General features: G+C 62.2%; 2 protein-coding genes. Both read right to left on the bottom strand.

Going from position 1 to position 1696, the window contains the following annotated elements:
• Window positions 1–1043, bottom strand: a 1043-nt coding sequence (locus NW863_RS09045; RefSeq protein ID WP_414365879.1) for an ABC transporter ATP-binding protein, incomplete at its 3' end; no start/stop codon positions are given.
• A gap of 221 nt (window positions 1044–1264) precedes the next feature.
• Window positions 1265–1696 (bottom strand): Hsp20/alpha crystallin family protein (locus tag NW863_RS09050; RefSeq protein WP_414365880.1); only part of this gene is annotated, 432 nt, incomplete at its 5' end.

Genomic DNA, 1696 nt, shown 5'->3' on the forward strand with positions numbered 1-1696 from the left:
ACGCGAAGCTGGGTACGGGGATCCACGCGGGCCACAAACTCCTGCTCGGGGAGGATCCCTTCGGGGTCGGCGGCGCTGAGGTGGAGGAGGACTTCAGAGCCCAGGGGCTCAACAACGGCAACTCTGGCGCGCACGCGGGCGGGTTGGATCCCTGGGGGTTGGTACTGGGGATCGTGGATGTTTTCCGGGCGGATGCCGAAGATGACCGGCTGGCCGGCGCGGGGCCGATAGGGATCCGCCTGGTGGGAGGGGATGGGCACGCGGAAGGCGCCGCTATCCACCCAGAGGGTGCCCTCTTGCTCCCGCAGCTTGGCTGAGAAGAAGTTCATGGAAGGGCTGCCGATGAAGCCGGCCACAAACAGGTTGGCGGGGCGGTTGTAGAGGGCCTGGGGAGTGTCCACCTGTTGCAGGCGGCCATCCTTCATGACGGCAATGCGGTTGCCCATGGTCATGGCTTCCACCTGGTCGTGGGTGACGTAGATGAAGGTGGTGCCCAGTTGCATGTGTAACTTGCTGATCTCGGCCCGCGCCTGCACCCGCAGCTTGGCATCGAGGTTGGAGAGGGGCTCATCCATCAAAAACACCGCCGGGTTGCGCACAATGGCCCGCCCAACGGCGACCCGCTGCCGCTGTCCACCGGAAAGTTCCCTGGGCTTGCGGTGGAGGAGGTGTTCGATTCCCAGCCGCTTGGCCACCCCCCGAACCCGGCTTTCGATCTCCGCCCTAGGCAGGCCACGCAGCTTAAGGCCAAAGGCCATGTTCTCGGCCACAGTCATGTGGGGGTAGAGGGCATAGGACTGGAAGACCATGGCGATGTCCCGATCCTTGGGGGGAACGTCGTTCACGCGGCGGTCGCCGATGTAGATGGAGCCGGCGCTCACCTCTTCCAGGCCGGCCAGCAGGCGCAGGGAGGTGGTCTTGCCGCAGCCGGAGGGGCCAACGAAGACGAGAAATTCCCCGTCTTCAATGGCGATGTTTAGGTCGTGGACGGCCGTGGTGTCGCCGTAGCGCTTGGTAACGTGTTCGTAGGTCACGCTGGCCATGCTCTCGCTCCCCAGCCACTTCGCCCTCAACCTTATCCAACCCCCGCGGCAGAGGTCAAATCGGATCCCTGGGAGGGAGTATTCCCTCACCCCCAGCCCCTCTCCCTGAGGGAGAGGGGAGTTGAGGATCGACCAGCCAAAAAGCAAAAAAGGTAGGCTCATGGCCTACCCTCTAGGATCTGGATTTTGCTTAAGCCAAAAGTGGCGTTTGCCTCATCCCATCAGGAGACAACGTTCACCTTGACCACCTGGGCTTTTTCAGAGTCCGCTTTGGGCAGAGTCAGGGTGAGGATGCCATCTTTGTACTCCGCTTTCACCTGATCGTGCTTGATCCGGTTGGGCAGCGGGATCACCCGTTGGAAGCGCCCGTAGCGGAACTCGGTGCGGGTTACACCTTTGTCTTCGGAGCGTTTTTCAAAGCGCCGCTCACCGCTGATGGAGACCGCTTCCGCCGTCGCTTGGATGTCCAGATCGTTGGGGTTCAGGCCGGGCAGCTCCAGCTTGAGGGTAATGGTTTCCGGATCGTCGTGCATTTCCACCGCCGGCACAAAGGCAAAGGCATCAGTCTCGGCGGGGCGAGCCATCAGCCGGTCGAACATCCGGTTCATTTCCCGTTGAATTTCGTCAATTTCCCGGAAGGGATCCCAGCGAAC

Origin of the sequence: Synechococcus sp. B60.1 (genome assembly GCF_047462555.1) — a bacterium.
Lineage (GTDB): Bacteria > Cyanobacteriota > Cyanobacteriia > Thermostichales > Thermostichaceae > Thermostichus.